The organism is Agrococcus casei LMG 22410, from assembly GCF_900163565.1.
Classification (GTDB): Bacteria; Actinomycetota; Actinomycetes; order Actinomycetales; family Microbacteriaceae; genus Agrococcus; species Agrococcus casei.
This window is the reverse complement of record NZ_FUHU01000035.1, coordinates 101,545-121,301: the sequence shown is the minus strand read 5'-3', so window position 1 is coordinate 121,301 and position 19,757 is coordinate 101,545. Positions and strand designations below refer to the sequence as shown.

Annotated in this window: 21 protein-coding genes; 14 read left to right on the top strand and 7 right to left on the bottom strand. The window is 65.1% G+C overall.

The window, feature by feature from the left end:
* The first annotated feature begins 6 nt into the window (after positions 1 to 6).
* The 7 genes from CZ674_RS08280 to CZ674_RS08250 all read left to right on the top strand — a co-directional run bounded on the left by CZ674_RS08280 (position 7) and on the right by CZ674_RS08250 (position 7,478).
* Entirely contained in the window at positions 7 to 729 is a 723-nt protein-coding gene (locus CZ674_RS08280; RefSeq protein ID WP_086992043.1) for a class I SAM-dependent methyltransferase, read from the top strand.
* Positions 730 to 856: 127 nt separating this feature from the next.
* Entirely contained in the window at positions 857 to 1,801 is a 945-nt protein-coding gene (locus CZ674_RS08275; protein WP_086992042.1) for an ABC transporter ATP-binding protein, read from the top strand.
* A gap of 3 nt (positions 1,802 to 1,804) precedes the next feature.
* Complete coding sequence (locus tag CZ674_RS08270) at positions 1,805 to 2,590, top strand: ABC transporter permease (RefSeq protein ID WP_086992041.1); 786 nt, start codon at positions 1,805 to 1,807, stop codon at positions 2,588 to 2,590.
* A gap of 31 nt (positions 2,591 to 2,621) precedes the next feature.
* Positions 2,622 to 3,758 (top strand): sensor histidine kinase, encoded by a 1,137-nt coding sequence (locus tag CZ674_RS08265; protein WP_086992040.1) that lies wholly within the window; start codon positions 2,622 to 2,624, stop codon positions 3,756 to 3,758.
* Entirely contained in the window at positions 3,752 to 4,402 is a 651-nt protein-coding gene (locus CZ674_RS08260) for a response regulator transcription factor (protein WP_086992039.1), read from the top strand. Before CZ674_RS08265 ends, CZ674_RS08260 begins: the two co-directional genes overlap by 7 nt.
* 279 nt (positions 4,403 to 4,681) lie before the next feature.
* Positions 4,682 to 6,913, top strand: a complete 2,232-nt coding sequence (locus CZ674_RS08255; protein WP_159456941.1) for a zinc-dependent metalloprotease family protein — start codon at positions 4,682 to 4,684, stop codon at positions 6,911 to 6,913.
* A gap of 184 nt (positions 6,914 to 7,097) precedes the next feature.
* The gene (locus CZ674_RS08250; protein ID WP_143244695.1) at positions 7,098 to 7,478 is read left to right on the top strand and encodes a hypothetical protein; all 381 of its coding nucleotides are present in this window, start codon (positions 7,098 to 7,100) and stop codon (positions 7,476 to 7,478) included.
* A 78-nt stretch (positions 7,479 to 7,556) separates the two neighbouring features.
* On the opposite strand, the gene CZ674_RS08245 is transcribed toward CZ674_RS08250, so the two are convergent.
* Positions 7,557 to 7,733 (bottom strand): CsbD family protein, encoded by a 177-nt coding sequence (locus tag CZ674_RS08245; protein WP_086992036.1) that lies wholly within the window; start codon positions 7,731 to 7,733, stop codon positions 7,557 to 7,559.
* A gap of 237 nt (positions 7,734 to 7,970) precedes the next feature.
* Here CZ674_RS08245 and CZ674_RS08240 point away from each other — a divergent pair, with 237 nt between their 5' ends.
* Entirely contained in the window at positions 7,971 to 10,127 is a 2,157-nt protein-coding gene (locus tag CZ674_RS08240) for an ATP-dependent Clp protease ATP-binding subunit (RefSeq protein WP_407640221.1), read from the top strand.
* A gap of 26 nt (positions 10,128 to 10,153) precedes the next feature.
* A complete protein-coding gene (locus CZ674_RS08235; RefSeq protein WP_086992035.1) occupies positions 10,154 to 10,351 on the top strand; it encodes a hypothetical protein in 198 nt (65 codons plus the stop codon).
* A 60-nt stretch (positions 10,352 to 10,411) separates the two neighbouring features.
* Here the strand turns inward: CZ674_RS08235 and CZ674_RS08230 are convergent, their stop codons facing one another.
* From CZ674_RS08230 to CZ674_RS14175, 4 genes are all read right to left on the bottom strand, one after another.
* Positions 10,412 to 11,236, bottom strand: coding sequence for a hypothetical protein (locus CZ674_RS08230; protein ID WP_086992034.1), 825 nt, complete (start codon positions 11,234 to 11,236; stop codon positions 10,412 to 10,414).
* On the bottom strand, positions 11,233 to 11,946 hold the full coding sequence (locus CZ674_RS08225; RefSeq protein ID WP_086992033.1) for an ABC transporter ATP-binding protein: 714 nt from the start codon (positions 11,944 to 11,946) through the stop codon (positions 11,233 to 11,235). Before CZ674_RS08225 ends, CZ674_RS08230 begins: the two co-directional genes overlap by 4 nt.
* Position 11,947: 1 nt before the next feature.
* Positions 11,948 to 12,346 carry a GntR family transcriptional regulator gene (locus CZ674_RS08220; RefSeq protein ID WP_086992032.1) on the bottom strand — a complete coding sequence of 133 codons (399 nt, stop codon included), beginning with the start codon at positions 12,344 to 12,346 and terminating at the stop codon, positions 11,948 to 11,950.
* A gap of 136 nt (positions 12,347 to 12,482) precedes the next feature.
* Positions 12,483 to 12,653: a hypothetical protein gene (locus tag CZ674_RS14175; RefSeq protein ID WP_159456940.1), complete on the bottom strand. Its 171-nt coding sequence runs from the start codon at positions 12,651 to 12,653 to the stop codon at positions 12,483 to 12,485.
* A gap of 285 nt (positions 12,654 to 12,938) precedes the next feature.
* Between CZ674_RS14175 and CZ674_RS08215 the strand changes: the two genes are divergently transcribed.
* From CZ674_RS08215 to CZ674_RS08195, 5 genes are all read left to right on the top strand, one after another.
* A complete protein-coding gene (locus CZ674_RS08215; protein WP_086992031.1) occupies positions 12,939 to 13,295 on the top strand; it encodes a GntR family transcriptional regulator in 357 nt (118 codons plus the stop codon).
* On the top strand, positions 13,292 to 14,182 hold the full coding sequence (locus CZ674_RS08210) for an ABC transporter ATP-binding protein (RefSeq protein WP_086992030.1): 891 nt from the start codon (positions 13,292 to 13,294) through the stop codon (positions 14,180 to 14,182). The genes CZ674_RS08215 and CZ674_RS08210 overlap by 4 nt, the downstream gene beginning before the upstream one ends.
* Positions 14,183 to 14,192: 10 nt before the next feature.
* Entirely contained in the window at positions 14,193 to 14,915 is a 723-nt protein-coding gene (locus CZ674_RS08205) for a hypothetical protein (protein WP_086992029.1), read from the top strand.
* Between the two features lie 108 nt (positions 14,916 to 15,023).
* Positions 15,024 to 15,656, top strand: coding sequence for a pyroglutamyl-peptidase I family protein (locus CZ674_RS08200; RefSeq protein ID WP_086992028.1), 633 nt, complete (start codon positions 15,024 to 15,026; stop codon positions 15,654 to 15,656).
* 253 nt (positions 15,657 to 15,909) lie between these two features.
* Positions 15,910 to 17,361 (top strand): DEAD/DEAH box helicase, encoded by a 1,452-nt coding sequence (locus CZ674_RS08195; protein ID WP_086992027.1) that lies wholly within the window; start codon positions 15,910 to 15,912, stop codon positions 17,359 to 17,361.
* Positions 17,362 to 17,460: 99 nt separating this feature from the next.
* On the opposite strand, the gene CZ674_RS08190 is transcribed toward CZ674_RS08195, so the two are convergent.
* Together CZ674_RS08190 and CZ674_RS08185 are read right to left on the bottom strand one after the other, a co-directional pair.
* On the bottom strand, positions 17,461 to 18,234 hold the full coding sequence (locus CZ674_RS08190) for a FadR/GntR family transcriptional regulator (protein WP_159456939.1): 774 nt from the start codon (positions 18,232 to 18,234) through the stop codon (positions 17,461 to 17,463).
* 98 nt (positions 18,235 to 18,332) lie between these two features.
* Positions 18,333 to 19,694, bottom strand: a complete 1,362-nt coding sequence (locus tag CZ674_RS08185; protein WP_159456938.1) for an MFS transporter — start codon at positions 19,692 to 19,694, stop codon at positions 18,333 to 18,335.
* Positions 19,695 to 19,757: the final 63 nt, after the last annotated feature.

The window sequence follows — 19,757 nt, the reverse complement described above, 5'->3', positions numbered from 1 at the left end:
GGGCGGATGACCGACTACGACCCCAGGATTGTCGATCTCTACGACGTCGACAATCCCGACGGACCAGATCACGACTACTACCGAGCTTTGGCAGACGCCACGAACGCCCTGTCGATCGTCGACCTCGGCTGCGGAACCGGCCTTCTCACGGTCACGTTCGCTCGCAGGGGTTGCAGGGTTATCGGCGCGGATCCTTCGGCAGCGATGATCGCTTATGCCCGAAACAGATCGGGTGCAGAGCACGTCGAGTGGGTGCACGGCGACTCTTCGGCTGTTCCTGCAGGTCCGCACGATCTGGCCGTGATGACCGGAAACGTCGCCCAGCACATCCCCGACGGTGCATGGCAGCGCACCCTGGCCGACCTCGCATCCGTCCTGCGTCCGGGTGCAGTGCTGGCATTCGAGAGCAGAAACCCGGATGTGCGGGCGTGGGAGCAGTGGGCGACTGAAGTCGCGAGCTCTCGCCAGACGATGCATGGCGAGCTTCGTGAGCGCGAAGAGATCACCGAGATCGAGCCGGGTGTCGTGGAGATGCTGGCGCACAACGAGTTCGTTGAGACCGGTGATCGGTTCGTGGAGCGCATGGTGCTCACATTCCGATCGCGGGAGGCTATTGAGCGAGAGCTGCAGAGCGCTGGGTTCGAAATGCGGGCGGTATACGGCGGATGGCGCAGCGAGCCGTTCGAAGCAGACTCGAAGATCATGGTGTTCGAGGCCGTCCGCTCCTGAATGTTGCGACAACGCACCGGTTTGATGGTCGAATCGGTGCATTTTTCGCAACAGATGACAAGTGTCACGTCTAGGTCATGACACCGGCATCCGGCGCCAGCCACCCTCGCAGCGACAGCATGGAAGCATGACGACAACACCAGCCCCCGCACCGCCTCGCGCCGCGACTACGACCGGCCCCGCGATCGAACTCGCAGGCATCACGCGACACTTCGGCACCGGCAGCAAGCTCGTGCGCGCGGTCGATGGCATCGACCTCACGATTGGCCGCGGCGAGATCGTCGCGCTGCTTGGTCCGAACGGCGCCGGCAAGACGACCACCCTCGACATGCTGCTCGGCCTCAGCACACCCGACACCGGCCAGGTGCAGGTGCTCGGATCCCCTGCCCGCCGCGCCGTCGCATCCGGTCGCATCGCCGCAGTGCTGCAGACGGGCGGCCTGCTGCCCGACCTCACCGTCGCCGAGACCGTGCAGGTCATCGCCGGCCTGCACGGCGCCAAGCCCCGCATCGACGATGTGATGCAGCTCGCGGGCCTCACCGACATCGCCCGCCGCCGCGTCGGCAAGTGCTCGGGCGGCGAGCAGCAGCGCGTCAAGTTCGCGCTCGCCCTGCTGCCCGACCCCGACGTGCTCGTGCTCGACGAGCCCACCGCCGGCATGGACGTCAAAGCCCGTCGCCGGTTCTGGAACACCATGCGAGAGAGCGCGGATGCGGGCCGCACGGTCGTGTTCGCGACGCACTATCTCGAAGAGGCCGAGCAGTTCGCACGCCGCACGGTCGTCATGGATCGTGGCCGCATCGTCGCCGACGGCGAGACCGCGCACCTGCGAGCCGCGCTCGGCGGGCGCACGGTGTCGGCGACAGTGCCAGACACGGATGCGCGAAGCACCATCGCAGACGAGCTGCGGCGTGCAGGCGCTGACGAGGTGCGCGTAGACGGAACCCGTCTCACCGCCCGCACCACCGCATCCGACGAACTCGCAGCGCAGCTGCTCGCCGCCGGCGCCACCGACCTCGAGATCACCGCGCCCACCCTTGAATCCGCCTTCACCGACCTCACGGAGGACTGAGCCATGACTGCAACAGCTATTCGCCCGCGTCGCGCGGTGTTCGCCCCCTCGCTCTTTCGCATCGAGGTGCTGCGCCAGCTGCGCAACCCCTTCACGCTCGTGTTCACGCTTGCGATGCCGATCGGGATGTACCTCATATTCGGCGGGTTCGCCGAGTGGGGAGATGCCCCGATGGCCCACGGCAACACGAAGTTCCAGGTGATGGTGTCGATGGGCGCCTTCGGAACAGCAACCGCAATGAGCTCGCTCTGTTCGCTCGCGGCCAGCGAGGTGCGACAGGGCTGGGGGCGCCAGATCGCCATGACACCGCTGCCGATCGGCGGCTATGCGGCGACCAAGATCACGGCTGCCCTGGCGTTCTCGTCGCTTTCGGTCGCCGGCGTGTTCGTCGCGGGCATCCTCACGGGTGCGCAGGCAGACGATGCCTGGCGCTGGATCGTGTCGGCCGCCGTGATCCTCGTGGGCGGCACACTGTTCGGGCTCTGGGGCATGGGCGTCGGCATGCTGCTGAACCCCGACTCGGCTGCGGCGCTCGCGTCGATCGCGATCACGGTGTTCGGCTTCATCGGCAACGTGTTCATGCCGCTCGACGGGGCGATGCTCGATGTCGCGCGATTCACTCCTCTATATGGGTATGTCTCGCTCGCGCGCTGGCCCATCACCGACGGCCAGCTGATCACCGGCCAGACCGACCCGATGTGGGCGGTTCTGCTGAACATCGTGGTGTGGGCAGCGATCTTCCTCGCGCTGGCGCTGGCAGGGGTCGTGCGCTCGCGGCGTCGCGCGTGACGTGTCAGCGGTGCGAAGTAGGCTCGAATCGATGAGCACGACAGACGCAGACGCGACTTCGGCCGGTTCGCCGGTCGAATCGCCCGAGCCCGATGCGCGCGGGCCATGGGAGCGCTTCGGCTGGCTCATGGCGGTCATCTGGATGATCTTCCTGATCTACCCGATCATCGCGCTCGTCGCATCGACTGCGCCGCTGGCATGGCGCGTGGTCGCGTGGGCGGCGCTCGCAGCATTCGCCCTCGCATATATAACGGGCTTCGTGCTGGGCATGCGATCGGGCTGGGGTCGCGTTGCGCGGCCGGTGGCGGTGATCTTTCCGCTGCTGATCCTGTTCGCTGCGGCCACGAGCCCGGCGATCGGCTGGTCGGCGCTCGGGTTCCTGCCGTTCGTCATGTCGTACGCGTCGTACGGCATGCGCGGATGGTGGCACTGGGCGACCAGCATCGCCTCGGTCGTGATCGTCACGGCGGTGCTGATCGGCTTTGGCGGCCACCCGGCCGTGCTTCCGATCTTCGTGATCGTGATCATCCTGGCCGTTGTCAACACCATCAATGTCTGGCTGATCAGCCGCTCGATCCGCTCCGAGCAGCTGCGGGTCGATCTGGCGACAAGCCATGAGCGAGAGACGATCTCGCGCGATGTGCACGACCTGATCGGGCATTCGCTCACCGTCGTGAAGCTCAAGGCCGAGCTCGCGGCCAAGCTCGTCGACCGTGACCCCGAGCGCGCGAAGCGAGAGCTCGCCGAGATCGCTGAGCTCACGGGCGAGGCGATCACGGGTGTGCGCAGCACCGTCACAGGGCTTCGCGCCTCCGGCCTCGCCGAACAGCTCGCGGCATCGAAGGCTGCCGTCGAGATGGCAGGGCTCGAGTTCGAGGTCGAAGGCGCTGTCGACGCCATGTCGCCCGCACAGTCGCTGACCGCGAGCTGGATTCTGCGCGAGGCGACCACGAACATCCTGCGGCATGCGCAGGCGTCGAAGGCGCAGGTCGCATTCGCACCTGGCACCGTGGTGATCGACGACGACGGAGTGGGCATCGGCGACCGACCGCCGAGCCCTTCTTCGAACGGGATGCGCGGCATGGTCGAGCGCGCATCCGCCGCCGGAGCCACGCTGACGGTCGGCGAAGCGCCACACGGAGGAACACGGGTGCAGTTGCAATGGTGAACGAACGCTCTGACGCGGCTGGGGCGACTCAGCCCATCCGCCTCGTGCTCGCCGACGACCAGGCGATGATCCGCGGGGCGCTCGGCGCCCTGCTCGATCTCGAAGACGATCTGCAAGTCGTGGGCGAGGCTGGCGACGGAGCCGCGGCCGTCGAGGCAGTCGGCGAGCTTCGGCCCGACGTGTGCCTCGTCGACATCCAGATGCCCGGCATCGACGGCATCGAGGCGACCGAGCAGATCATCGCTGCGAGTCCGCAGACGCGAGTGCTCATCGTGACGACGTTCGCGCGTCCCGGCTACCTGAAGGCGGCGCTTGCCGCGGGCGCGAGCGGCTTCGTGGTGAAGGATGCCCCGCCGGCGCAGCTCGTCGACGCGGTGCGTCGAGTGCACGCAGGGATGCGCGTGGTCGACCCAGCATTGGCCGAGGCGACGCTGTTCGAGGGAACGAATCCGTTGACAGAACGTGAACAGCAAGTGCTGAGCCTGTCGGCAGACGGCAGGCCCGTGGCTGCGATTGCGGCGGCGGTGTTCCTCTCGCCGGGCACCGTGCGCAACCACCTGTCGTCGGCAATCGGCAAGACGGGTGCCGAGAATCGAGCACAGGCAGCTCGGATCGCTGGAGACAAGGGCTGGCTGCAGGCGTGAAGAAGGTGAGTTTCTTGTGGAGTTCCACAGCCTCGGTCAGGGAGTTCCCAGCAAACTCTTCGTTGCATGCATTCAAGGTGTTTGCATAGACTGTCACGCGTGTGTCATGGGGCTAGCGCGCTGTGATCCGTCATTTCAGGCGGCAGACAAGCCGTAGCAACCAGAAACAATGCATTGCACATTCATAACCAGAATGGAAACAAGTTGAATTCACGTAACCGACGTTGGCTGAAGGCCATCGCGACGACAGTTGGCGTTGGCGCGCTGACTGTCGGTGGAGTGGCTCTTCCGGCACAGGCCGACGAGTCCTCTGACATCGCACCCGCACCTACTGCGGAGAGCAACAAGTACGAGACCGCAGCGTCGCTCACCGGCAAGAGCGAAGCAACGCTCAAGCAGCTTGAGGAGACTGGCGACATTCTCGTTGCCGAGACCGGCCACGTGGTCGAGGTCGACCCGGCATTTGACAGCGAACGCGCCAGCTTCTCGACGTTCAGCGCCCCGACCGCTGCTGCTTCAGTCCCCGGCTCGCCCGAGGGCGGTTCGAACCCCGGTGCTCCTCTCACGATCTTCCTTGACTTCGATGGCGCGACCTTCGAGAACCAGGGATGGAACGAAGTCCAGGCCGAGAGCCCGCTGACGTTCGCTTCCAGCTCGTACTCCAGCGCTGCTGCCGATGTCTGGGCAGCTGTCGTTGAGGACTACGCCCCGTTCAACGTCAACGTCACGACGACCGACCCCGGCGCAGACGCTCTCTACAAGACTTCGGCTGACGACAACGAGTACGGCGTGCACGTGGTCATCACTGACTCGTACGACGACGTGCTCTCCGAGGCCGCAGGTACATCGGGCCTCGCCTTCATCGGCGGCACCGGCTCATCCTACCTCTCGGGTGCACTCGTCTTCACCGAAGGCATGGGTTTCGACCTGTCAACGCCTGCTGACGTCATCGCCGACAGCATCGCCTTCACCTCGTCACACGAGGCAGGCCACAACTTCGGTCTTGACCACGACGGTCACGCCGATGACGACAGCGGCTACTACTACCCCTCTGAGGGTCTCTGGGGCCCGATCATGGGCGCACCGTACGGTGTGCCGGTGAGCCAGTGGTCAAACGGTGACTACGCCGGTGCCACCACCACCGAGGACGACCTGTCGATCATCGCTGACGGTTCGGCTGCTGCGTCTGAGTTCCTCTGGTTCGAATACCAGGACGGCACGATCTACACCAGCACCTCGATCTGCTACGACCAGTCAGCGAACGGCCCCGACCCTCAGAACCCGCAGCCGGGCGATGAGTTCTTCGCAGTCAACGAGGCTGGCACCGAGTGCACCGACGAGCAGCTTGTGCTGGTCTTCCACTACAAAGACCGCGCAGACTTCGCCAGCGACCAGGTCGGCAACAACACCGACAGCGCAACGGCGCTGAGCCTGGCCGGCGACGTCTTTGACGCCGACGGTGTCATCATCGAGCGTGACGATGTCGATGTCTACGAGCTCAACGTTGCTGACGGTGAGTTCACCGCGAAGCTTGATGTCGCCGAGGTTGGCGCAAACCTCAACGCTTCGATCCTCCTCACCGACGCTGACGGCAATGTCATCGCTGAAGACGAGGGCAACCCCACCCGCGACTCGGCAGCTGCCGCTTCGGGTCTGGGCGCTGAGATCACGGCAACCGACCTGACTGCAGGCGTCTACTACCTCACCGTTGACGGTGTTGGCTTCGGCGACCCGAGCCAGGCGACCGCGACTGACGCAGGCGGATTCTCCGACTACGGCAGCCTCGGCCACTACGCACTGACCGGCACCGCAGTCGAGCCCCAGATCGTCCCTGTGACCATCACGGCACCTGCTGACGGTTCTGAGTTCGACGGTGGCGACATCGACGTGACCGGAACCGGCACCATCGGCGAGGTCGTCGAGGTCACCGTTGGTGACGAGACTGTCTCGGTCACCGTTGGTGAAGACGGCACGTGGGCAACCACGGTTGCTGGCAACCAGTACGGCGACACCACGATCACTGCTACGCAGGCGATCGACGACTCAGAGGCAAGCGTCACGGTCACCTCGACCGCAGTCGTTGAGGCTCCCGTTGTGAACGACCCGAAGGACAGCGACGTTGCTGACGGCGAGTTCGTTGTCACCGGCACCGGCGTCCCCGGAGCGACCGTGACTGTCACAGTCCTGACCCCCGCGGGCGAGACCTACACCCTCGAGACCACGGTCGGCGCTGACGGCACCTGGTCGGTCACCGTTCAGAAGCTCGAAGAGGGCGAGTACGTTGTCTCGGCAAAGCAGTCGGTCAACGGCGTCACGTCTGAGGGCAGCGACGTGGAGACCGTTGTCATCACTGATGAGGGCACGGGCGAAGATGACGGTGAAGACGACGGCGAAGACACGCTGCCTGACACCGGCTTCGACCTGGGCTTCGCAGGCTTCGGCCTGATGGCACTGCTGCTCCTCGGTGGCGGCGCACTGGTTCTCAACCGTCGTTTCACGACCGAGAGCTGAATCAGATAACCCCAAGTAGGGTCGTGCAAACGGCCTGAATGAAATGGGCTGGGAGATCGTCAAGGCGATTTCCCAGCCCATTTCTGTACCATGAAGCCACCGGGAGGCGACAGCGAGGGGAGTCACCGTGACCCATCCATCAGACGGCGAAAGCGCCGTCACTGAGAAGCGAACGAACTGGACGATGCGCATCCTGTTCGCCGTGCTGGCGGTCGCAGTGGTCGCGGTCATCGTGTTCAGTCTGTTCCAGATGAACAGCGGCGACGACTCGGCCGGCGAGCCTACCGAGTCGACAAGTGAGCAGTCGGAATCTCCGTCCGCTCCTGAGCCGACAGAGACTGAAACGGAGGGTGACGACGTGGAGACAAGCAATTCCCCATCGGGCACGAACACAGTTCTTGACAAGCCCCTGGGCGGCCAAGAGGCCATCGACGCCCTTGGCGATGACATCCAGATCGTGGCAGATCGCAACAACATGACCGTTGATGAAGTGAAAGACCTGCTGCTGAAAGACAAGAACATGAAAGTCTCGCCCACTGGGCACATCTTCGCCAGTGGCGGCTGAAGTCTGCAGACACCGAAGAAGGGGGACGAACTCGCAAGTTCGTCCCCCTTCTGCATCGCCTGAGGCGAGGTGTCAGCGTCAGTCCTTCTTGAAGGAGTCCTTGACGCGCTCGATGCCTTCCTTGGCCGAGCCCTTCAGCTGATCAGCCTTGCCTTCGGCCTCCAGTCGCTCATTGTCGGTCAGCTTTCCGGTAGTCTCCTTGGCTTTGCCGGCGACCTTGTCGAACCCTGCCTCTGCCTTGTCTCCGATTCCCATGGGCTTCCCCTTTCGTTGCGACCGCAGAATGCGATCGGTGACACGCACATTACTCGCCTCAGGTGCAGAGCGGTACCGCCTTGTCTGAATCCGCACATCCGCGATTCCGACAGATTCTTTGCCCCAGTGCTGGCGAAACGCGCAAAGCGGTAGTAAACTTGAGTCAGATCGAATCAAGTTTCATGAGTGGATTGCAGTGGGGACTGCGCCACCGCCGAGAAGCAAGGGGGATTGCATATGGCACGCATGGGAGGAATGCCTCAGCAGGGGCATCAAGAAGAAGAGCAGCAGTCGGCGCTCGAGCAGTTCGGCACCGACCTGACTGAGATTGCACGATCGGGCCGGCTCGACCCGGTCATCGGTCGCGACAGCGAGATCCGGCGCATCAGCCAGGTGCTCTCGCGTCGCACCAAGAACAACCCGGTGCTGATCGGTGAGCCCGGCGTCGGCAAGACCGCAGTGATCGAGGGCCTCGCGCAGCGCGTGGTCGCCGGCGATGTGCCCGAGAGCCTCAAGGGCAAGCGCATCGTGCAGCTCGACATCAACGCGATGGTTGCGGGCAGCAAGTTCCGCGGCGACTTCGAAGAGCGCATCAAGAACGTGCTGGCCGAGATCAAAGACGCCGAGGGCGAGATCATCACCTTCATTGACGAGCTGCACATGATCATGGGCGCCGGCGCCGCAGAGGGCAGCCAGGGCGCTTCGAACATGCTCAAGCCGATGCTCGCGCGCGGTGAGCTGCGGCTCATCGGTGCCACGACGCTCGACGAGTACCGCGAGTTCATCGAGAAAGACGCTGCGATGGAGCGACGCTTCCAGCAGGTCTATGTCGGCGAGCCGTCGGTCGAAGACACCGTGGCCATTCTGCGCGGGCTCAAAGAGCGCTACGAGGCGCATCACAAGGTGACGATCGCTGACTCGGCGCTTGTCGCATCCGCGTCTCTGTCGCACCGGTACATTCCTGCCCGGCAGCTGCCCGACAAAGCGATCGACCTGATCGACGAGGCTGCGAGTCGTCTGCGCATGGAGATCGACTCGGCTCCGCTCGAGATCGATGAGCTGCGCCGCAGCGTTGACCGGCTCAAGCTCGAGCGGCTTGCGCTCGCCCGCGAGAAGGACGAGGCGTCGATCGAACGGCTGGCGGCACTCGACGAGCGCCTCAGCGAACAGGAGGCCCGCCTCAGCGAGCTGAACCAGCGCTGGGAGAGCGAGCGCGCATCCCTCAACAAGATCGGCTCACTGCGTGAGGAGCTCGACGAACACCGCATCCGCGCCGACCGAGCTCAGCGCGACGGCGACCTCGAGAAGGCGTCGCGCGTGCTCTACGGCGACATACCGCGCATCGAGAAGCTGCTGAAAGAGGCAGAGTCAGAGGCCGGCGGTGATGAGCGCATGGTCGGCGACCAGGTGACTGCCGACGACATCGCAGGGGTTGTTGCGGCCTGGACGGGGATTCCGGTCGGGCGGCTGATGCAGGGCGAGACCGAGAAGCTGCTCGCACTCGAGGCTGAGCTCGGCAAGCGCTTGATCGGCCAGACTCGGGCGGTCGAAGCGGTGTCGGATGCGGTGCGCAGGTCGCGTGCGGGCGTTGCCGACCCGAACAAGCCGACGGGGTCGTTTCTGTTCCTCGGCCCCACCGGCGTGGGCAAGACCGAGCTCGCCAAGTCGCTCGCCGAGCTGCTGTTCGACGACGAGAAGGCGATCGTGCGCATCGACATGTCGGAGTATGGCGAGAAGCACTCGGTGTCGAGACTTGTCGGTGCCCCTCCCGGATACGTCGGCTACGAGCAGGGCGGTCAGCTGACCGAGGCTGTTCGACGCCGCCCGTACTCGGTGATTCTGCTCGACGAGGTCGAGAAGGCGCACCCTGAGGTGTTCGACCTGCTGCTGCAGGTGCTCGACGACGGCCGCCTGACCGATGGGCAAGGTCGCACGGTCGACTTCCGCAACACGATCCTGATTCTGACCTCGAACCTGGGGTCGCAGTTTCTGGTCGACCCGCTCATGTCGCAAGACGACGCGCACGAGCGTGTGCTGGCGGCGGTGCGGCAGGCGTTCAAGCCCGAGTTCGTGAACCGACTCGACGACATCGTGGTGTTCGATGCGCTGTCGCAGGAGGAGCTCGGCTCGATTGTGGGCGTGCAGCTGCAGGGGCTGGATGCGCGGCTCGCCGAGCGACGCCTGCACGTCGAGGTCAGCGACGAGGCGCAGGCGTGGCTTGCCGATCGGGGCTACGACCCTCTCTACGGTGCGCGACCGCTACGCCGGCTCATGCAGCGTGAGATCGACGACCGACTGGCGCGTGCGCTGCTCGGCGGCGAGATCCGCGATGGCGACACCGTGATGGTCGATGTTGCTGCCGACGGAGACGCGTTGACCGTCACTGCGGCCTGAGCATTGCGACAGAGACAGGAGCACTCATGAACGAGCAGGACTTCGAACGACGTGTGGCCAAGCTCGAGCAGGCGGTGCACCGGCTGCATCTGAAGGCTGGCGAGCCGTCACCGTACGAGTATCCGGATGCGCCGGTCGTCTCAGGCGCCGCGCTCACGGCGCCGAGCCGGTCACCGCAGATCGTTGACGGCAAACCCGCTGAGAGGGCCGACACCGACAACTGACCCTGCGCACGAAGAGGCGGATGCGCACCCGAGTGGGTGTGCATCCGCCTCTTCTGCGTTCTAGGCCAGGGCGACCTTGCGGTTCCAGATTCGCGTCGACCAGATCACGCTGACCAGCAGCACCACCAGCAGCACCGGCAGGAAGCCGAGCGGCATGGTCTGCGAAGCTTCCGGCGACAGCATGTCGTTCAGCACGTTGTAGTTGACCAGGTTGTAGTCAAGCATCGTGCCGCCGTTGCCGGGAACAAACTCGAGCCCGAAGGGGAACAGCAGGATTCCCGCGAACATCACGGCCTGCACGATCATGTACATCGCGACGTAGACGATCACCGGTCCGCCGATGCCGAAGCGGCCGAGTGCCCGCCCGCTGCCAAGCGTCGCCGCAAAGTACAGCTGCGCCAGCCAGCCGAAGCCGGAGAGCACAACCATCAGAATCATCGCAGTCGTGAAGCTCGCAGGCATGAGCTCGAAGACCGTCGAGATGTCGGCGAAGAAGTTGCGTGACAGATCCAGCACGGGCCCGAACGCGGCCCAGAACAGGGCGACCAGCAGCACGTTGAGCACCAGCAGTCCGACGGTGACGATCGCGCCCCAGAGCAGCTTCGTCCAGAAGATCGTGCCGCCCCGAATGGGCAGCGAGTGCGTGAAGTAGCCCGTGCGTCTGAAGCTTGAGCGCCAGAAGTCGAAGGCGAGCGCGATCTGGGCGAGTGGCAGCAGCGCAACCAGCACGACGATCGCGAGCGCTGAGCCGAGCTGCGAGAGCACCGGCAGCTCTGTGAATGCGAGTCCGGTGCCGACAGCAACTGCCAGAGTGGCGGCTGCGGCGACTGCGCCCACGAGACCGCGGGTGCGCATCCATTCGTGTTTGAGGAGTGTGGTGATCATCGGTACGTCTCCCTGAAGATCTGGTCGAGGCTGGTCGAGTGCGTCTCGCGCAGGTCGTCGGCCTGCCCCTGGAGGATGACTCGGCCGTGTCGCATCATGACGACGCTGTCGAGAATGGGTTCGAGGTCGTGGATGAGGTGGGTCGCCACGAGCAGCAGCGAGTCCTCGGAGAGATTGCGCAGGATGCCGTCGAGAATCGTCTGCCTGGCCGACGGGTCGACGCCCGAGATGGGCTCGTCGAGCAGGTACACCTTCGCGTCTCGCGACATTGCCAGTGCGATCTGCACTTTCTCGCGCATCCCCTTCGACATCGCCTTCAACCGCATCTTCTGCTGCAGCCCGAAGAAGCTGATCAGGTCTGCCGCCTTCTTGCGATCGAAGTCTGCGAAGAAGTCGTCGTAGAGATCGAGGCAGTAGCTGACGCGGGCGCCGTCGGGCAGGAAGCTCGCATCAGGCAGAAACGAGACGATCGCCTTCGAGGCGGGTCCGGGGGAGTGGCCGCCGATCCTCACGGTGCCCTCGTAGCCGCTGAGCACGCCGGCCATGATCTTGAGCATCGTGGTCTTGCCGCAGCCGTTCTCGCCGAGCAGGCCGACGATCTGGCCGGGGCGCAGCTCGAGGTCGAGGCTGTCGATCGCGGTGCGCGAGCCGTAGCGGTGCGTGAGGCCGCTGAGCTGAATGGGCGGCGTCTGGTCGCTGGGAGTGTTCATGTCAGGTCTCCACGGTTGGGGTCGGAGTTTCTGGGTCGTGGTCATGGTGCATCCATCTCTGTTCGATGAGCGCGATGGCTCGGGACTGCTGCATGCCGACACCGGTCGCACGAGCAATGAATACGTCTGCGGCTGCCTGGGCGAGTTCGCCCCGGGCGGTGTCGATTGCGTGGCTGTCGTCGGTGACGAAGCGGCCGGTCGTGCGCTCTGACTTGCACAGGCCGTCGCGTTCGAGCTCTGAGAGCGCGCGCTGGGCGGTGTTGGGGTTGACGCCGAGGTCTGCGGCGAGCTCGCGGACTCCGGGGAGCTTTGCGCCGGGAGCCCATGTGCCCACGGCGATGCGACGAGTGAACTCGTCTTTGAGCTGCCGCCAGATCGGAGCTGAACTGTCGAACTCCATCGAGGCCTCCTTGTCATGCTGTATTAGATGAGTAATACAGTGACACATGACGGATGCGCGTGTCAAGAAGTTGCGAAAAGCGCTCCTGCTTGACCGTCAAGCAGGTGCGCTTTGGCTACAGGCGGGGCCTGTGGGGTCATGCAGTGGATGCGCGCTTGCGCTCTGCAATGCGCTTGCGTGCTGCACGGCGCGCCATGCGGACGCGGTAGAGCTCGTTCGTCTTCTTCGACGACGTCGATGTCGTGATTGCGACGGTGACGCAGAGGATGAGTGTGATTGCCAGGATGAAGATCTGCTGTTCGGACATGTCTCAATTCTGCGCCCGCGCATCCGCCGCCGGATCACCCTGACGGCTGAACTTGTGCTTCCGCCTCAAGGGGGAGAAGGGGGCGCTGTTGCGAAAAACGCACCAGTTTGACCGTCAAACCGGTGCGTTTTTCGCAACAGCAGTTGACACTGGGGTCGGTTGTGTGGTTCATTAGTTGAGTAACGAACCCCACAACCTGCATTGCGGATGCGCACCCCGCTGAGCAGGCAACCGGCGGAGACAGCGCATCACCGCCCAGACCACAGCAAGACCACGGGAGGCCTCATGATCGACGACAGTCGGCCGCTGTTCATCCAGATCGCTGACCAGATCGCCGACGGCATCCTGGACGGCACCTACCCCGAAGACACGGCAGTCCCGTCGACGAACGAGCTCGCGCAGCACCTGCGCATCAACCCGGCAACAGCCGGCAAGGGGCTCACCAGACTCGTCGAACAGGGAGTGCTCGTGAAACGACGAGGAATCGGAATGTTTGTCGCAATAGGAGCACGAGCCCAGCTCGCTCACGAGCGAACCGCATCGTTCGCCACCGAATACGTCGAGCCGATGCTGCGAGCAGCCTCGCAGCTCGGACTCACCCCAGACCAACTGCACGCCATCATCGACAAGGAGCTCTCATGACTCAAGTCATCGAAACCAGTGCACTGTCGAAGCACTACAAGGCTGTCAAGGCAGTCAACGACCTCACGGTCTCGTTCGACGAGAACCGCATCCACGGACTTCTCGGCCGCAACGGCGCCGGCAAGACCACCCTCATGCAGCTGCTCACGGGCCAGCTCTTCGCGACATCCGGAGACATCCGGGTGTTCGGCGAGAGCCCGCTCGAGAACACGACAGTCATGCAGCGCACCTGCTTCATCCAGGAGGGGCAGACATACCCCGACGGATTCGAGCCGCGCCACGTGATCAGCATCGCCGCCGGCATGCACGAGAAGTGGGATCAGCAGCGAGCAGACGAGCTCGTCGAGATGTTCGAGCTTCCCATGAAGCGCAAGATCAAGAAGCTCTCGCGCGGTCAGCTCAGTGCCATCGGCATCATCGTCGGCATCGCATCCAGGGCCGACCTGACGTTCTTCGACGAGCCTTATCTCGGCCTCGACGCCGTCGCTCGCAAGAACTTCTACGACGCCCTGCTGGCTGACTATGCCGCGCATCCGCGAACCATCCTGATCTCTTCGCACCACATCGACGAGGTCGCTCCGCTGCTCGAGACCGTCACGGTCATCGACAACGGCGAGCTGCTGATGCAGCACGACGTCGACGAGTTGGCGGATGCGGCGTTCGCCTTCGCAGGAACCCGTGCGGCAGTCGACCAGTTCACGGGAAGCGTGCAGGTGCTCGAGCGCACCGACATCGGCGGACTCTCGACCGTCGTCGTTCGCGGCCCCATCACGCAGGACGCCGCCCGGTTGGCCAGCGACCTGCGGCTCGACAAGTCACGGGCGTCGCTGCAGGATCTGTTCGTCGCAGTCACCGAATCCGCGCGCAAGGCGCGCCAGAAAGCCTAAGGAGGAGAGCATGCAACGCATCAAGAATGTGCTGAATGTGCACTTCGTGGACCGCAAGGGAACCTTCCTTGTTCCGATCTACATCCTGGCCGCGATGGTCGCCATCGTCATCGCAATCGGCATCATCGCCCGTGTCGCGGGCGCCAATGAAGCCGACCTCTACGAGGGCATGAAGTGGAACGGCGCCGTCTGGGCCCTGCTCGGCATGGGCTTCGGCATCGGAGCCATGACGATGACCCAGTACCTGTCGTTCGCGCTCGGCCTCGGCATCACGCGGCGCGAATGGCTCGCGGGATCATCCGTCATGTTCGTTCTAGTAGCGGCCGGCACAGCAGTGATCGTCATGGTCCTGAAGCTGATCGAGCAGGCGACAACCGGCTTCGGACTCAGCGTTCGCCTGTTCGACACCGTGCACACGGGGCCAGCTTCGTGGTGGCAGACGCTGCTGCAGGTGTTCCTCATGGTGATGGCCGCCATGACACTCACCGCAACGATCTCGGGCATCTGGAATCGGTGGGGAAAGACCGGTCTCATGTGGCTCGCCGCGATCGCGATCGCACTCGGCGTCGTGGCGTTCGGCATCGGAATCCTGCTTCCTGCCGATCAGGTGATGGGGGTGTTCTCGTGGTTCGGCAACCTCGCATGGATCTCGTGGATGGGCCTCCTGGCGGGAGTGATGCTGATCGGCGCCGTGGCGTTCTGGCTGCTGGGCAGCAAGGCTGAGGTTCGCTGACGCACAATATGCGGCCTGAGCGGGGGCTCGAGTGGACTATCCACTCGAGCCCCCGCTCACACGCCATTATGTGCGCGGGGCTGCGTGGCCCCTTGCGACAATGGAGCCATGCGAATTCTGGTGACCGGCTTTGAAGCGTTCGGCGACGACTCCGAGAATGCGAGCATCCGCGCCGTCGATCTGCTCGATGAGCGATGGCAGGCGGGCGGCGAAGTGCAGCTCGTGACCGGTGAGCTGCCGGTCGCCTTCGGTGCTGCGGGCACGGTGCTGCTCGAGCTTGTGGCCCGCTACCGGCCCGATGCGGTGCTGGCCGTCGGCGAGGCGGGCGGGCGCGCATCTGTGACTCCTGAGCGCATCGGAGTCAACGAGATGGATGCGCGGATTCCCGACAACGCCGGCCTGCAGCCTGCGGGCGAGCCGATCTTCGAGCACGGCGCTCGCGAGCGTGCAGCGACCCTCGATGTCGAGGGGATCGCCGGAGCCATCGAAGCTGCGGGAGTGCCGGCTGCCGTGAGCGACGACGCTGGGCGGTTCGTCTGCAACTACGTGGCGTACCTGGCGTATGGGCTCGAGGTGCCGGCGGCGTTCGTGCATGTTCCGGCGGTGCGGTCAGAGGGTGTCGCGACAGTCGGAGCAGAGACGGATGCGCGGGTCGGCGGGGGCACATCGCTCACGATCGAGCAGCTCGCGGATGGTCTCGCCGCCGCAGTTGCTTTCGTTGCGAGCAACGCACCGGTTTGACCGTCAACCCCGTGCGTTGCTCGCAACAAGCGAAAGGGTGGTAGTGTTGGAAGTCTGTGCGAGCAATTGCTGCTCGCCTGCGTCGTAGAACGCATCCCCTCTCCGCCTCAGGGCGTCGAAGATCTTTTTGCGGCGAACGTCCGCGGCACCCGCCGCGCTCGTCGAATCGCGCACCGCTGCCTCACCACGACCACCAACGCGTCGTGCTGAAAAGGCCATGCCCGCGTGCGCCCACCTAAGAAAGCACACACCTATGCAGAACACTGCACCCAAGTCATTCGCCGATCTCGGCGTCGCTTCCAACCTGCTCACGGCCCTCAAGGAGATGGACCGCGAGAACCCCTTCCCGATTCAGGAAGACACCCTTCCTGACACGCTCGCAGGCCGCGACGTGCTCGGCCGCGGAAAGACGGGCTCGGGCAAGACGCTCGCGTTCGCGATCCCGCTCGTGCAGCGCCTCAGCGACGGCGCTCGCGGCGGACGCCTCCCCGGCGGCCTCGTGCTCGCACCGACCCGTGAGCTCGCAACGCAGATCACCGCGACCATCAAGCCCCTCGCAGACGCAGCCGGCCTCAAGGTCACGACGATCTTCGGCGGCGTCTCGCAGCGACCGCAGGAGACCGCGTTCCGTGAGGGCGTCGACATCATCGTCGCCTGCCCCGGCCGCCTCGACGACCTCATGCGTCAGGGCGTCGCCGACCTCAAGGCCATCGAGGTCACCGTCATCGACGAGGCCGACCACATGGCCGACCTGGGCTTCCTGCCCGTCGTGACGAGCATCCTGAACAAGACGCCCACCGGCGGACAGCGCCTGCTGTTCTCGGCGACCCTCGACAACGGGGTTGACAAGCTGGTCCGGCGATTCCTGCAGAACGAGGTCAAGCACTCGGTCGACGAGGTCAACTCGCCCGTGGCCGCGATGACCCACCACCTCTTCGAGGTCGACGCCGACAGCAAGGCGCAGCTCATCCGCCGCCTCGCCTCGGGTGTCGGCCGCCGCATCCTCTTCACTCGCACCAAGCACCAGGCGAAGAAGCTCGCGAAGCAGCTCACCGCATCCGGAATCCCTGCAGTCGACCTGCACGGAAACCTGTCGCAGAACGCCCGCGACCGCAACCTCGCTGCGTTCTCGGACGGCTCGGCACGTGTGCTCGTCGCAACCGACGTCGCCGCTCGCGGAGTGCACGTCGACAACGTCGAGCTGGTCGTGCACGTCGACCCGCCCATGGAGCACAAGGCATACCTGCACCGCTCGGGCCGCACGGCGCGCGCTGGCTCGGCCGGCGACGTTGCAACCGTGATGCTGCCGACGCAGCGCCGCGACACCCTCGCGCTGCTGCGCAAGGCGCAGATCAACGTGCAGCCGCAGACCGTGACCGCTGAGTCGGCCGCGATCGAGTCGCTCGTCGGTGCTGAGGCGCCGTACGTGAAGCCGGTTCCCGGCGGCCCCGGATCGGGCAATGAGATCAAGCAGCCGCAGGGTCAGGGCCGTTCGCAGGGCGCCAACGCGCGTCGCAAGCGCGCAGCTCGTGACGGCGGCGGCGCAGGCCAGGGCGGTCGCGCACGCGGCGGCGCAGGTCGTGGCGAGTCGGGCCGTGGCGAAGGTCGCGGAGGCCGTGACGGTCAGTCACGCGGAGGCGCAGGACGCGCGGATGCCGGGTCACGTCGTGGCGGACGCGGCCGCGAGCGCGCGGGTCAGCGGTAGTCGCACCCTCATGATCGCTCGGGCGCTTCGCCCGTGAGCCAGAAGGCCCGCAGTCAGCACGTCGCTGGCTGCGGGCCTTCTGCGTGGGGCTCTTGGGGTTCACCGAACGTCGAAGTACGCCTCGGCGAATCGCCGGTCGAGCAGCTCGCGGTACACGGCTTTGCCGCCCAGGTCGTCGAAGTGCTTGCGCATCGCCTGCTCCGAAGCGTCCGGATCACCTGACCGCAGCGCGTCGAGAATGGCGCGGTGGGCCTCGAGATCCCAGTCCTCCATCGAGCCACGTCGCACCGAGGTGCTTCCCGTGAGCAGCGCGATCTGGCCCATCGGCTTGAGCATGAGATCGAGCGCGGGCTGGTGCGTTGCATGAAGAATCGCAGCGTGAAAAGCGCCGTGCGCAGCGTGGGCTGCGTCGTCGTCCCCCTTGCCGATCGCATCGATGAGCGCCCGTTCTGAGCTGGAGAGCGCATCCCAGTCGTCTTCGTCGCCGTGCACGGCTGCAAGGCGCACGAACATCGTCTCGAGGGTGACGCGGGCGTCCATGACATCACCGACTGTCAGCCCCGAGCGGGCAAGCAGTGCGACTGTGGCGGTGGCGAACGCCTCATCGCTCGGTTCGGCCACGATGGTGCCGCTGCCCTGTCGCACGGTCAGCAGGCCGCGCGCGACGAGTGCGCGCACAGCGTCTCGCAGCACGGTGCGACTGACGCCGAGCGCCTCGCAGAGCACGGGTTCGCGCGGCAGGAGGGTTCCCGGCGGGAGCTCTCCGTTGAGGATCTGCTTCTCGAGCACCGCTCGCACCCGGTCGCTCTTGAGGCCGCCGACTTCGGAGGAGATCCCCGACCAGTCGCCGAGCACTGCTGCACTCACTGCCATGGCTTGCTCCTCAATCATCGTGCTCGATCGTACCTGTGGTCTGGTGAGACGGCTCCGCCGCGCTGCCACAGCGAGCGGCAGCGCGGCGGAGCTGGGCGTCACGCCGCGATCGTCTCCTTCTGATTCGCGAGCACGCGGGCCGCGAGCAGTCCGCCGACCACGCAGAGCAGCATGATGGCTCCGAGCAGCAGCGGGATCACGATCACCGAGCCGTTGAGGGCGATGGCGAGCGCGGCTGCGATCGAGGGCACGAAGCCTCCGATGAGTCCGCCGATGTTGTACGAGACGGCAACGCCCGAGTAGCGGTAGCGTGCGCTGAACAGCTCAGAGAGCATGGTGCCGAGGGGTCCGTACGGGATGCCCAGCACTCCGATTCCGAGAGCGACCGCTGCGATGACGAGCACTTCGACACCGGATCCGAGCATGAGCGCGATGGGAATGACCAGCACGAGTGCTACGACACCACCGAAGATGACGGTCTTCGCGGCGCCCCAGCGGTCGCCCATGCGAGCGCCGATGTAGATGCCGATGGCTTCGAGCACTGCTCCGACCATGGTCGCGACCAGCAGCTTCCATGGCTCCATGCCGAGCTCTGCAGTGCCGAAGTTCACCGCGTAGGTGGTCATCAGGAAGAAGCCTCCCGAGGCGAACAGCACGGTGATGACAACGATCAGCACGCTCCTCCAAGCGTGGCGGAACACCTCGATGACCGGCAGCGGCTTGCGGTTGGTCTTCGCCGCTTTCTCGGCCACCTGCGTCTGCACGACGTCGGTGAACACGGGTGACTCCTCGACGCGCAGTCGCATGTAAAGGGCGACGGCAAGGAACACGAACGAGAGCAGGAACGGGATGCGCCATCCCCACGACATGAGCTGGTCTTCTGGCATCAGCGTCACCAGGGTGACGACTGCCGAAGAGACGAGCGTGCCGGCGGGCGAGCCGTACTGGGGCATGGCGCCGTAGAAGGCGCGCTTCTTCGCCGGCGCGTGCTCGACGGCCAGCAGCACAGCGCCGCTCCATTCGCCGCCCAGCGAGAGGCCCTGGATGAACCGGAGCGTCGTGAGCAGGATGGGTGCGGCGAATCCGATCGTGTCGAACGTCGGCAGCAGGCCGATGATGCCTGTCGAGAGGCCGATGACGAGGAGTGTGACGATCAGCGTGTTCTTGCGGCCGATGCGGTCGCCCAGGTGGCCGAAGAGGATCGCGCCGACCGGGCGCGCGATGAAGCCGATGCCGAAGCTCAGCAGGGCCAGCACCGTGCCGACCTCAGGGTCGAAGCTCGGGAAGAAGAGCTCGTCGAAGACGAGTGCAGCGAGCAGACCGTAGATGAAGTAGTCGTACCACTCCATCGCGGTGCCCATGAATGATGTGCTCGCGACTCTGCGCAAGCGCTTCAGGTCGGCCTTGCTTCTGGCCTCGCTGGTCGAGGAATCGGCTGGTGATGCTGGCGTCGCTGCCATGATGCTCCGTCCGGGAAGGGGAACGGCGGGAGCTCCGGGCGTCTCCTTCGCCTGCACAAGATG